At 54.7% G+C, this 12,308-nt stretch carries 11 protein-coding genes; all 11 read right to left on the bottom strand.

What is annotated here, in order from left to right:
* Positions 1-28: 28 nt before the first annotated feature.
* A complete protein-coding gene (locus tag COHPA_RS0100990) occupies positions 29-490 on the bottom strand; it encodes a chemotaxis protein CheW (RefSeq protein WP_027084324.1) in 462 nt (153 codons plus the stop codon).
* Between the two features lie 30 nt (positions 491-520).
* Complete coding sequence (locus tag COHPA_RS0100985) at positions 521-2,602, bottom strand: chemotaxis protein CheA (RefSeq protein ID WP_027084323.1); 2,082 nt, start codon at positions 2,600-2,602, stop codon at positions 521-523.
* 42 nt (positions 2,603-2,644) lie between these two features.
* Entirely contained in the window at positions 2,645-4,084 is a 1,440-nt protein-coding gene (locus tag COHPA_RS0100980) for a protein-glutamate methylesterase/protein-glutamine glutaminase (RefSeq protein WP_027084322.1), read from the bottom strand.
* A gap of 64 nt (positions 4,085-4,148) precedes the next feature.
* Complete coding sequence (locus tag COHPA_RS0100975; protein ID WP_027084321.1) at positions 4,149-5,012, bottom strand: MinD/ParA family protein; 864 nt, start codon at positions 5,010-5,012, stop codon at positions 4,149-4,151.
* Positions 5,005-6,438 carry a flagellar biosynthesis GTPase FlhF gene (gene flhF, locus COHPA_RS0100970; RefSeq protein WP_027084320.1) on the bottom strand — a complete coding sequence of 478 codons (1,434 nt, stop codon included), beginning with the start codon at positions 6,436-6,438 and terminating at the stop codon, positions 5,005-5,007. Before flhF ends, COHPA_RS0100975 begins: the two co-directional genes overlap by 8 nt.
* Entirely contained in the window at positions 6,435-8,468 is a 2,034-nt protein-coding gene (gene flhA / locus COHPA_RS0100965) for a flagellar biosynthesis protein FlhA (RefSeq protein WP_027084319.1), read from the bottom strand. Before flhA ends, flhF begins: the two co-directional genes overlap by 4 nt.
* A 319-nt stretch (positions 8,469-8,787) precedes the next feature.
* The gene (gene flhB, locus COHPA_RS0100960; RefSeq protein ID WP_027084318.1) at positions 8,788-9,882 is read right to left on the bottom strand and encodes a flagellar biosynthesis protein FlhB; all 1,095 of its coding nucleotides are present in this window, start codon (positions 9,880-9,882) and stop codon (positions 8,788-8,790) included.
* 35 nt (positions 9,883-9,917) lie between these two features.
* Positions 9,918-10,700, bottom strand: a complete 783-nt coding sequence (fliR, locus tag COHPA_RS0100955) for a flagellar biosynthetic protein FliR (protein ID WP_027084317.1) — start codon at positions 10,698-10,700, stop codon at positions 9,918-9,920.
* Positions 10,701-10,706: 6 nt separating this feature from the next.
* Positions 10,707-10,976, bottom strand: coding sequence for a flagellar biosynthesis protein FliQ (fliQ, locus tag COHPA_RS0100950; protein ID WP_027084316.1), 270 nt, complete (start codon positions 10,974-10,976; stop codon positions 10,707-10,709).
* Positions 10,977-11,007: 31 nt separating this feature from the next.
* Entirely contained in the window at positions 11,008-11,760 is a 753-nt protein-coding gene (fliP, locus tag COHPA_RS0100945) for a flagellar type III secretion system pore protein FliP (RefSeq protein WP_027084315.1), read from the bottom strand.
* On the bottom strand, positions 11,760-12,293 hold the full coding sequence (locus COHPA_RS0100940; RefSeq protein WP_027084314.1) for a flagellar biosynthetic protein FliO: 534 nt from the start codon (positions 12,291-12,293) through the stop codon (positions 11,760-11,762). Before COHPA_RS0100940 ends, fliP begins: the two co-directional genes overlap by 1 nt.
* Positions 12,294-12,308 lie beyond the last annotated feature (15 nt).

Below are 12,308 nucleotides of genomic sequence, written 5' to 3'. Positions count from 1 at the left end.
CCGCATTGCCGTTGAATAGGTTCACGGTTTATTCTCCAAGCTGCTCTAGCAGAACGATTTCGCCGCGATTGAGCACTTCCGGCAGATTGAGCAGGATGAGCAGGCGGTTATCGCCGATTTTGGCAACGCCGCTCAGGTATTTCGCTTTGATGCCGCCTACGATTTCCGGCGGATTCTCGATCGTGTCGCTCATCAGATCAAGAACGTCGTTAGCCGAGTCGACGATAAAACCGACTTCCATGTCGTTCACGGCAACGATAATGATGCGCGAATTTTCTCCGAGCTCCGACTCCTCGAGGCCGAAGCGGCCGCGCAAATCGATAACCGGAATGACGACGCCGCGAAGATTGATGACGCCTTTGACGAAATCCGGCGTTTTGGGCACACGGGTGATCGGCATAAGCCTCTCGATCGTGCGAACTTTATCAACTTCGATGCCGTACTCTTCTTGCGCCAACGTGAATACGATGACTTTCATTTCCTCTGCCATGGATGTACCCTCCCAATAGAGTCCGGTATTTTATTTGATAAGCGCGTTCGGATCGATGATCAGCGCGACTTGTCCGTCGCCTAGAATCGTTGCGCCGGATACGACGCCGACAACGCTGCTTAAATATTTGCCTAACGGCTTCAGTACGATCTCGCTCTGGCCGATAAATTCGTCGACCATGACCGCTGCCAGCTTGTCCCCTTTGCGAACGACGACGATTTCCGTCTCTTCCTCGCCCTGCTCATTGTAGTCAGGCGAACCGACGACGGACGACAACGAGACGATCGGAATGATGGCGTTGCGAAACTCGATCATTTGGGAGCCGTGCACGTTGCGGATGTTCTCCTTGCGGATCGAGCCTGTCTCCACGATAGAGGAGAGCGGGAACGCATATTTCTCCGAACCTAGCTTAATCAGCATGGCAGCGATAATAGATAGCGTGAGCGGCAGCTGGATCGAGAACTTCGTGCCGGATCCGAGCTTGGAAGTGACGGCGACGTGGCCGCCGAGCGATGCGATTTTGGACTTTACGACGTCAAGTCCGACGCCGCGTCCGGAAATGTCCGAAATTTTGTCCGCCGTGCTGAATCCGGCTGCGAAGATCAGCATGTTCACTTCGTCGTCGGACAGCTTCTTGGCGTCTTCGGCCGTAATGACGCCGCGCATGATCGCGGTTTCGAGAACCTTCGGACGATTGATGCCTTTGCCGTCTTCTTCGATCTCGATGAAGACGTGGTTGCCGGCATGGTACGCGCGCAAGTGAACCGTGCCGACTTCGGATTTGCCTGCGCTCACCCGGTCCGAAATCGATTCGATGCCGTGGTCGACCGCGTTGCGGATCAGATGCACGAGCGGATCGCCGATTTCGTCGATGACGGTGCGGTCCAATTCGGTCTCGGCCCCCGTAATGACCAGGTCGACTTTCTTGTCGAGCGATTTCGCCAAGTCGCGCACCATGCGGGGGAACCGGTTAAAGACGCTCTCCACGGGCACCATGCGAAGCTTAAGTACGATATTTTGCAGATCCGCGCTTACTCTCGCCATATGCTCGACCGTCTCCGTCAGATCGTTGCGGCGAACTTCGGTTGCGAGCTGCTCGAGCCTTACCCGATCGATGAGCAACTCGCTGAACAAATTCATGAGAGAGTCTAGTCTATCGATATCGACGCGAATCGTCCGCGGAGCGGCGCTGCCCGCAGCCGCTTGCGGAGACGGACGCGGGGCGCTCGGAGCCTCCGCGGAGGGGGCAGCCGAAGCGGCTGGAGCGGCCGCAGCGACTTGCTGGGTCGCGGTCTGTACTTCGGCCGAAGCCGACGCAGCGCTGACGTGCGCCGCATTGTCCAAATCCGTCAACGTGCCTTGATCGACCGGCGTAATGTTCACCGATTCGATCTCGGAAACTCTTGAAACCTGATCGCGCAACACGCTCTCGTCGACTTGCGAAATATAATAGACGGCGAAGCTGCGGTCGAATTGCTCCTGTTCGATCTCCTGCACGGAAGGATGCGCCTTTACGACTTCCCCGTTGCGTTCGAGAGCATCGAACACCATGTAGGCTCTTGCCGCCTTCAGCAAGCAGTCTTCGCGAACGGTCACTTCGATGTAGTACGCGCGGTGTCCGCTTTCGAGGGACTGCATCAGGACGGAAAGCTGAAATTGGTCCAGCATGAGCGACGTAGGCGTCGCTGCTTTCGGAGCCGCGGATTTCGCGCCGGCGCTGCCGTCTCCGATATCTCCCTTGACGATCGCTTTCAACCTGTCTACGAGCTCCGTAACGTCACCGCTGCCCGTTCCTCCGTTGATGACGTCTTGCACCATCGCTTCCAATTCGTCCAGGCATTTGAACAGTGCGTCGAAGATAACGCCGTTCATGCTTAGCTTGCCGTTGCGTACGAGATCGAGCACGTTCTCCATCTCGTGCGTCAAGGAAGCAAGATCCTTGAATTCCATCGTTGCCGACATCCCTTTCAGCGTATGCGCCGAACGGAAAATCACTTGTACGATGCTAATATCCTCGGGCTGTTGCTCAAGCCGAAGCATATTCTCGTTAAGAGATTGCAGATGATCGTTTGCCTCATCGATAAAAATAGATAGATACTGATTCATTTCCACGGGACGGACACCTCCAGATTGGCTGAGCTTGCGGATGCTGCGTTAAGTTTTACGAGCGTTCACTTCGCGTACGAGCACGGACGATATCGACTGCAGCGGAAGGACGTGAGAGGCGGCGCCAAGCTCTACTGCCGAGCGAGGCATGCCGTACACGACGCACGTTTCTTCGGCTTCCGCGATCGTCGTCAGCGCTCCGCTGGCTTGCAAGGCCTTCATGCCTTTCGCACCGTCGCTCCCCATTCCGGTCATCAGTACGGCGTGCCGCTTTAATCCGGCATGCTGCGCCGCTGACTCGAATAGAACGTCGACGGAAGGACGGTGACCGCTTACAGACGGATCTTCCGTTAGCTTGATGCGATAGGTTCCTTTCGCGTCTTTGACGAGCAGCATATGTTTGCCGCCTGGCGCTATATAAGCGGTTGCGCTCTCGACGATCTCTCCGTCCGAAGCTTCCCTTACGTGAATGCTGCAGAAGGAGTCTAATCTCTGCGCCAAAGAATGCGTGAACTTCGGCGGCATATGCTGAACGATAAGGATCGGAGCCGCAAACTGTTCCGGGATGCCGGTAAGCACTTCATGCAACGCTCGTGGTCCGCCCGTAGACGTTCCTATAACGACAATATGATTGAAATCCGTCGAAGCTTCTCGCCGTACAGCCTGCGGCCGAGACGGAGCAACGGGAGCTTCGGCCGCCGGCGGTGCGTTCGGCACTTCCGGCTTCTTATTCGATAACGCGGTCGTCCGCTTTCTCTCCGTAAGGGTCCGCTGCTCTTGGACAGCACCGGCTGCAGAACTCGCGGGCTTAGCCAAACCGGGCTCCGGTTTGATCGGCGGAGGATCTGCCTTGCGCATATCGTTCGAAGGCGACGGCCGTTTCGGCGGTTCGACGACTCGAGCCGGATTCGCTCGATCTCTCGGAAGCTGCGATTTCGGCTCTTCCTTCTTTTTCTCGGGTATAACTGCATCGGGCGGAGCAGCCGACTTGACGGGCGGCTCCTGCTTCGGGATTCGCGGCTCCGGAACGGGAGGCGGTTCCGCCTTCTCTTCCACGGCCGGCAACATCCGGAAAGCGCCGTTGCTGACGGTCTGGACCGCGATATGTAACTTTTCGAGCAGCAGCTCGCCTACTTGGCGAATATCCAGCTTTACTGCGCCGTCCGGCTTGCGAATGAAGTCGAACGCGCCGTATTGAAGCGCTTTGATCGTATCCCGCGTGCCGTTGTCGGTAACGGCGGATAACATGATGACCGGGGTCGGTCTAACGGACATAATGCGTCTGAGCGCTTCGATGCCGTTCATTTGCGGCATCTCGACATCCATCGTGATGATGTCGGGCTTGAGCTTAAGCGCTAATTCTACCGCTTCCATGCCGTTACCAGCGGTTGCAAGCACGTTGAACGAAGCATCCGCGCGGATGACGTCGCTGAACACTTTGCGCATGAACGGTGAATCATCCACGATCAGAACGTTATATTCCGGCATTGCGTGTCCCTCCCCCTGATATTCTAGTTGTATGAGACTCGTAATCCTGCTGTTGATTCGATTGCTAGCTCCAAAGCTTCTTAATCCGATTAAGGAACCCTGACACTCCTCTAGTTGACTGCGTCGTGCGTTCCAACAGGAAGCTCGCGGCGATCCGGTCTATTCCCCGGGCCGCGGCGCTGTCCGGAAACGCGACGGACAACGGCGTTTGGCGTTTGACCGACTTGGATACGCTCGTATCGTCCGGAATGTACCCGAGCACCGGAAGGTCGATGCCTAAATACTTGCTGGCGACCTGTCTCATATTCTCGGAAGTTTGCCGGCCTTCTCGATCGTCTGCGACTCGGTTAACGATCAGGCGGAACGTGACTTCGTGTCCCATGGACTTCACCATCTTGATCAATGCGTAGGCATCTGTTATCGACGTAGGCTCCGGCGTCGTGACGACGATGGTCTCGTCGGCTGCCGTAATGAAGCGGACGGTTTCTTTGGAAAGACCGGCCCCCGTATCGAATACGATAAAGTCGACGTGTCCGTTAAGCTTGCCGATCTGTTGCGCGAAGTACTCGATCTCTTGATCGCTTAGCCGCACGAGGTCCTTGAAACCCGAACCTCCGGCGATGAACTGCAAGCCGTTCGGCCCGGTCTGGATAATGTCCCATATGGACTTCTCGCCTTTGAGCAAGTGGATCAAGTTGTACTGCGCCGGCGTGCCGAGCAAGACGTCGATGTTCGCAAAGCTGATATCCGCATCGAATACGAGAACGCTGTAGCCGCGTTTCTGCAACGCCATCGCGAAGTTCAAGCTGAAGTTGGACTTGCCGACGCCTCCTTTGCCACTCGTAATCGTAATGATCCGGGTCGTCTTCGCTAGATCGGGACTGGCCGTGCTCACCAAGTGTCTGAGCGCTTCCGCTTGATCATTCATGGGAGAATTCCCCCAGCAGCCTGCGTACTAGTTCTTCCGGATCGTAGGCGCGAATGTCGTCCGGTACCGTCTGTCCGCAAGTGATATAGGAAATGTGGAACGAAAACTCTTTAATTAAGTTAAGGACGGAACCGTACGTGTCGGTCTCGTCGAACTTCGTTAGTAGCAGCTGGTCAACGCCGTACTTCGCGAACTGCGAAGCGACCGTTCTCATGTCGCTGTACTTGTGGGTCATGCTCAAGACGAGAATCGTCTCGCTCTCCTCGCCCGGAGAGAGCAGGCTGTTCACTTCCGATACGAATAGCTCGTTGCGGTAATTGCGGCCTGCCGTATCCATGAACACCAGATCCCGGTCGTCCAGCTTCTTGTACGCCCTCGTTAGTTCGCCCGGAGAAAACACGACTTCCAGCGGAACGTTCAAGATGTCGGCATAGGTCCGAAGCTGATCGACGGCAGCGATTCGATACGTATCCGCCGTAATGAATCCGACTTGGCGGCGGTAGTTGATCGCTTGTTCGGCGGCCAGCTTGGCGATCGTTGTCGTCTTGCCAACGCCTGTCGGCCCGACGAAGTTAACGATTCTTGCGTTAGGCGACAACCCGAACCCTTGAGACGGCCCAAGCCATTCCCGAAGCACGATCTTAGCCGCCTCGAAGCAAATCAGCGGATCATCGTTGTTAACGCCGAGGCGCTCGTTCACCGCTTCGGCGAACTGCTCGACGTAGACGGGCTCCACGCCTTGCTCCGCAAGTCGCCTGCTCCATCTCATGACGGATTCCGGCATCGTACGGTACGTTTGCTGCTTCGTAAGCTTCAGCATCATGTCCTTCATCGAGCGCAACTCGTGAAGCAACGCGCTCGACTCGTCGACACGTTCGTTCTTCGGGGTCAGTATAGCCGGCACGCTATCCGACTCGACCGCCTGCATCGCCTGTTTGCTTTCTCTCTCTTCGAGCACCTTCACGGCTACGGCTAGCGTGTCCGCTTGCTCGTCCGTCGGGTCGGCGAAAGGTCTTGGTTCTGCGATTTGCTGGGCTGCGCTGTCTAATTGCGCCGCGAATGCCGACGGGCGCGGTTTATCCGCGAACGACGGCTGGGCGTATCGGTCTCGTACCGCACCGGCGGGTAGCACCGGCGCAAGCGCGCCGGCGTCGGCCTTCGGCTCGGCTACGGCAATCGCGGAGCTCGGCCTTTCGGCAAGAGGCGCCGCGGTTGCCCGCGGTACCGCGGGCTTGCGCGCGGGAGGCTTCTTCGATGCCTCGTCGATCGCTGCGGTGACTTCCACCTTTCTCTTTCGGAACATGCCAAGAAATCCGCCGACGCGGATTTCTTTCGTATTGAGAATGACGGCATCCGAACCAAGCTCGCTGCGGATGAGTTGCACCGCTTCGGGAATGTCCTCGACGATATAACGTTTCACTTTCATGCGTTCACCACCCCGACGCTCTGCACTTCAATGCTAGGTTCCAATTCGCTATAAGAGATGACGGGAATATCTTGCATGCTGCGTTCAAGCAATTGCCTCAAGTACATCCGGATCGTCGGAGACGTGAGAATGATCGGCTGCTGTCCGGATTGGATCTGGCGGTTCACTTGCTCCGTGAGCCGCTGAAAGATCGTCTGCGAGGATACGGGATCCATCGCGAGATAGCTGCCGTGATCGGATTGCTGCACGGCTTCCGAGATTTTCTTCTCTACGGAAGGACTCACCGTTATGACCTTGAGCGGCTCGGCAGGATTCGCGTACTGCTGCGTAATCTGTCTGGAGAGGCTCTGCCTGACGTATTCGGTTAGCACGTCCGGATCTTTCGTATACTTCCCGTAATCGGCTAACGTCTCGAATATCGTCACGAGATCGCGAATCGATATTTTCTCCTTCAGCAGCTTGGCAAGCACTTTCTGCACGTCGCCTACGGTCAGAATAGACGGGATGAGTTCGTCGACAAGCGCCGGGAACGTTTCCTTGACGCTCTCGACAAGCGCTTTCGTCTCTTGGCGGCCGATCAGCTCGTGCGCATGTTTCTTGATCACTTCCGTCAGATGAGTCGCGACGACGGACGGAGGATCGACGACCGTATAACCGGACATCTCCGCTCTCTCCTTCATCGCATCGTCGATCCAGAGCGCAGGCAATCCGAACGCCGGTTCCTGCGTTTCGATGCCCGTGATGGAATCGTCGTCGAATCCCGGACTCATGGCCAGGTAGTGATTTAGCAATAATTCGCCACGAGCCACCATATTTCCTTTCATTTTGATAACATATTCGTTCGGTTTTAGTTGAATATTGTCTCGAATCCGAATGACAGGCACGATTAGGCCCATTTCGAGGGCGCATTGGCGCCTGATCATGATGATCCTGTCAAGCAAATCGCCGCCCTGCTGCGTATCCGCGAGCGGGATGAGGCCGTACCCGAACTCGAATTCGATCGGATCGACTTGCAGCAAGCTGATGACGCTCTCCGGACTGCGCACTTCTTCGATTTGTTTCTCTTCGACAAGCAGCTCTTCTTCTTCTTTCCTCTTATTAAGGTTCGACTGGAGGCGATAGCCTGCGATTGCGAGTATCGCGGCATAAGGCATCGTCGTTAGTAACGGTATCGGCGTCGCGATGCCAAGCAAAGCGATCGTGCCGGCGACAATATAAAGAAGATTCGGATATCTGAGCAGTTGCTTCGTCATGTCGTGCGCCAAGTTTCCTTCGGATGCCGCTCTCGTGACGATGATGCCGGCAGCCACGCTGATCAAGAGCGCGGGGATTTGGCTGACGAGACCGTCGCCGATCGTGAGGATCGAATACGTCTCGAGCGCCTGCATGACGTCCATGCCGTGCATGGCCATGCCGACGATGAATCCGGCGATCAAGTTGATGAAGACGATAATGATCGATGCGATGGCGTCTCCTTTGACGAACTTGCTCGCACCGTCCATCGCGCCGTAGAAGTCCGCTTCTTTCTCGATCTTCTCGCGGCGTTCTTTCGCTTGTTGTTCGTTGATAAGGCCGGCGTTCAAATCGGCGTCGATACTCATCTGTTTACCCGGCATCGCATCGAGGGTGAAGCGAGCGCCGACTTCGGCAACGCGCTCCGAGCCTTTCGTAATGACGATGAACTGAACGACGACGAGAATGAGGAACACGACGAAACCGACGGCAAGCTCCCCGCCCGCGACGAACTCGCCGAACGTCTGGACGACGTGACCGGCTTCGCCCTTCGATAAGATTAACCGTGTTGTCGAAATATTAAGCGCCAGCCTGAAAATGGTCGTGATGAGCAGCATCGTCGGGAAAATCGAAAAATGAAGCGCATCCTGCGTATTCATCGCGATGAGCAAAATCATGATGGCGAGTGAAATATTGATAACGAGTAAAACATCTAGAAGTCCTGCTGGAATCGGAACGACCATCATAAGAACAAGGCCTATGATGCCGACCAGGATGCTTAGGTCTCTGATTTTCATGCCGACTCCACCTCCTCAATACTGTCCTCTCGCAAGTTAGCTCGTTGGAAACCCTACCCTTTCGTGCGCTCCTTAATGTGCGCCGGGAATGGGTTGCTACTCCGCCGCTGTTATAATCGAGTTGCTGTGAATGATTTGAAGGTTACAACTCGATTATAAAGGCGGACGTAGACTCTCCGTAGCAACCCGTTCCCTTTGCACCGGAGCTATGCTGGGTAACTTCCAAAGAACCTCGCGAGCCGGCCAAATTTCGTTTAAACCCAATGATGCCTTCTGCGCTTAGCGCTTGAAGGCTGTATGTATGCGTCTTTTGTGTTTGTTACGCTTTCTTGCGGCCTTTGAGGCGATATACGTATGCCAGCACTTCCGCTACGGCTTGGAACAGATCGGCGGGGACGGATTCCCCGATTTCGGCCCGTTCGTACAGCGCGCGGGCGAGCGGCTTGTTTTCCATCGTTATAACGTTATGTTCTTTGGCGATTTCCCGAATCCGCAGGGCGAGATAGTCTTGCCCTTTGGCGATGACCTTCGGCGCATCCATCTTCGTGCCGTCGTATTGCAGCGCGACCGCGAAGTGGGTCGGGTTCGTGATGATGACGTCGGCGTTCGGCACTTCCTGCATCATGCGCATGAGCGCCATCTGGCGTTGCCGGCTTCTGATTTTTCCTTTGATCAGCGGGTCGCCCTCCGCGTTTTTATGTTCGTCCTTGATGTCTTGCTTGCTCATTCTGAGCTTTTTCTCGTAATCGTATTTTTGGTACATATAGTCCGCGATCGCGAGTAAGATGAGCAGTACCGCCACGAATATGCCGAGACGAAGCGTCAAGCTGGCGACGTACGCGAAAATTTCTTGAACGGGCACCGTGGCCAGTTCGAGAAAACGCTGTTTCTCCGACCAAATGACGGTATATACGACGATCGAGATGACGATCAGCTTAAGCGAGCTCTTGAGAAACTCGACGACGGCTCGCATGCCGAACAGATTTTTCGCTCCGCTGATCGGGTTCAGAGTGCTCAGTTTCGGTTTCAACGATTCGAACGTGAGCAGCCATCCGATTTGAATGTAAGAGGACGCGAAAGTAATGACGACGACAACGAAGAAAATCGGTACCAAAAACTTGGCCATCTCGATTAAATAATAGGTCATCAAGCTCAATACGTTCTCTTGCGTAACGTTCATGTCCATACGATGCTGAAAGATGTCGCTGAACATGCTCGTAATCTGCTTGCTGAAGTATGGGCCTAGCATCACGAAACAACATACAGCGCCAAGCAGGATCAAGGCACCGGGAATTTCAGCGCTCTTGGCGACTTGGCCTTTCTTACGGCTGTCTGACCTTTTCTTCGGCGTCGCCTTCTCCGTCTTCTCGCCCGCGAACAATTGCAAATTCATCCTTAGGCGATAACGGTGCATGATGTTCCCTCCTTGCCCTTGCTTGATTTGTACCTTTATGACGATTGCATGATGACGAACAGCTTCTCTAATGCGTTAAACATAGCGTCGAACAACAATTGGAACAATACGCCGAATCCCGGAAGAAGCAATATCAGTATGGCCAATCCGACGAGGATTTTGATCGGAACCCCGATGACGAACACGTTATATTGCGGGGCGCTTCTCGTAAGCAGCGCGAGCCCCAGATCCGTTAGGAACATCGTCACGACGATCGGCGCTGAAATTTGCAGAGCCAGCAGGAACGTGTCCGCGAACGTCCGGGTGAGAAACTCCGTAATGCTGCCGCCGTAATACACCTTGAATAGATCGTTATCGAGCGGTAGCCAGTCGTAACTGCTCATGATCGCCTTCAACAAGTAATGATGCCCGTTGATCGATAGAAAGACGAGCATCATGAGCATGTACTTGAAGTTGCCGAGAATCGGAGCGGATACGCCCGAGATCGGGTCGACGATGTTGGCGATCCCGAACCCCATCTGTATGTCCATCAGCGCGCCGGAAGTTTGGACGATCGTGAAGAACAAATAAGACACGTAACCGATAATCAGCCCGGCGAAAATCTCGCGGAAGATCGCCAGGATGTAGTTGCCGTTCGCCACGACGTTCGTATCCCAGCCGATCGTCAAGAACACGATGATCGAAACGAAGAAAGCGAGTCCGATCTTGATCGTCTTAGGAAACGTCCGGGACGAGAAAATCGGCGCGACAACAAAAAACGCAGTAATTCGACAAAGAACGAGCAGAAAAGCAGGGAATGCCTGCATGAGAATATCCATTCGGCATCACCCGATGTAATTCGCCAAGTTGCCTAGCAGATTGCTGGTGAAATCGATCATGATATTAAGAATCCATGGACCGAAAACCAGAATCGCCACGAACACGGCTATAATTTTGGGTATGAACGCAAGCGTCTGCTCTTGGATATGCGTCGTCGCTTGAAAAATACTGACGAGCAGACCGACGATCAGGCCGATTCCGAGCATCGGCGCGCTTATTTTCAGTACGGTATACATCGCTTGGCCGGCAAGGCCGATCACGAATTCGGTGCTCATCGCGCTCCTCCTCTTAACGATTCTTTACCTATCATGCGCTAAAGCTGGCCAACAGCGACTTCACGATCAAATACCAACCGTCGACGAGCACGAAGAGCAAGATTTTGAATGGCAAGGAAATCATTACGGGCGGAAGCATCATCATCCCCATCGCCATAAGCGTACTGGCTACCACCATATCGATGATGAGGAACGGGACGAAGATCATGAATCCCATCTGGAACGCCGTCTTCAGCTCGCTGATCGCGTACGCCGGAACGAGTACCGTAATCGGAATGTCCTTATAAGTTGCGGGCTTCTCCGCTTGCGTGTAATCCATGAACAGCAACAGGTCTTTAGGACGGGTATGCTTGTACATGAAAGCTTTCATCGGGTCGGCCGCTTTTTCCAGCGCGACGGTCTGTGTAATTTCGCCTTTCAAGTAAGGCTGAAGCGCTTGTTCGTTCACTTGAGAGAGCGTCGGCGCCATAATGAACAGCGTCATGAACAAAGCTAGACCGATCAATACCTGGTTCGGAGGCATCATTTGCGTTCCGAGCGAAGTTCGCACGAAGCCGAGTACGATAACGATTCGGGTGAAACTGGTCATTAGAACGAGAATGGCCGGAGCCAGACTCAGTACCGTTATGAGCAGCAACAGCGATATCGCCGATGCCCCTACTTCCCCGTTCCCGTCACCCAGATTCACATCAATACCGATGCTACCCTCCGCGAAAGCCGTATGGCTTGCGGCAAGCATGACGGTCATGATGGCACTAAAGCTATAAAGCAGTTTTTTATTCATTACTCATCCGTCCGATCTTCGGCGCGGCGTTCTTCCATCAGCTTCTCTACGCGCTGCCTTCTCTCCGTAAGCTCGCGGAGCCGGTTCTCAAGCGTTTTCTCGAAGGGACTCGAGGCAGGAGCTGACGAATCGGAATCTTGTTCGCCTTGCGTATTGTTGCGTCCGGTCCACTTGCGCAGCCATGGGGGTAACGGATACGCTTTCGCTTGCTCGGTCATATCGTGGTCCGCAAGCAATGCGGCCACCATGTCCGTATCGGTAATCGACTCCAGCAAAGTGACGTCATCGCCGATGCCGAGCACGTAGATCCGTCCGTTCCATTCGACGATCTGCACCGACTTGTTCGTGCCTAACGTCAGACCCCCTAACGAACGGAGCGAGCGGTTCATCCACCACCCGCGATTTCGCTTCCCGAGAAATCTTAGCGAGAGAACGATCAGCCCGACGATGATGCCCAGGACGAACAGTACCCAGATCAAATCCCATGATGAGCCCGCCTTCAGGGTATCTTCCGACAGACGAAATCCTCGCATCGATACTCAACGCTC

The organism is Cohnella panacarvi Gsoil 349 (assembly GCF_000515335.1).
Classification (GTDB): domain Bacteria; phylum Bacillota; class Bacilli; order Paenibacillales; family Paenibacillaceae; genus Cohnella; species Cohnella panacarvi.
This window is presented reverse-complemented; position numbering and strand designations above follow the sequence as displayed.

Excerpts from the sequence above, each read along its gene's own strand:
- COHPA_RS0100990 (WP_027084324.1), bottom strand. The coding sequence starts at position 490 with ATGGCAGAGGAAATGAAAGTCATCGTATTCACGTTGGCGCAAGAAGAG.
- COHPA_RS0100980 (WP_027084322.1), bottom strand. The coding sequence starts at position 4,084 with ATGCCGGAATATAACGTTCTGATCGTGGATGATTCACCGTTCATGCGC.
- COHPA_RS0100975 (WP_027084321.1), bottom strand. The coding sequence starts at position 5,012 with ATGAATGATCAAGCGGAAGCGCTCAGACACTTGGTGAGCACGGCCAGT.
- flhF (WP_027084320.1), bottom strand. The coding sequence starts at position 6,438 with ATGAAAGTGAAACGTTATATCGTCGAGGACATTCCCGAAGCGGTGCAA.
- flhA (WP_027084319.1), bottom strand. The coding sequence starts at position 8,468 with ATGAAAATCAGAGACCTAAGCATCCTGGTCGGCATCATAGGCCTTGTT.
- flhB (WP_027084318.1), bottom strand. The coding sequence starts at position 9,882 with ATGCACCGTTATCGCCTAAGGATGAATTTGCAATTGTTCGCGGGCGAG.
- fliR (WP_027084317.1), bottom strand. The coding sequence starts at position 10,700 with ATGGATATTCTCATGCAGGCATTCCCTGCTTTTCTGCTCGTTCTTTGT.
- fliQ (WP_027084316.1), bottom strand. The coding sequence starts at position 10,976 with ATGAGCACCGAATTCGTGATCGGCCTTGCCGGCCAAGCGATGTATACC.
- fliP (WP_027084315.1), bottom strand. The coding sequence starts at position 11,760 with ATGAATAAAAAACTGCTTTATAGCTTTAGTGCCATCATGACCGTCATG.
- COHPA_RS0100940 (WP_027084314.1), bottom strand. The coding sequence starts at position 12,293 with ATGCGAGGATTTCGTCTGTCGGAAGATACCCTGAAGGCGGGCTCATCA.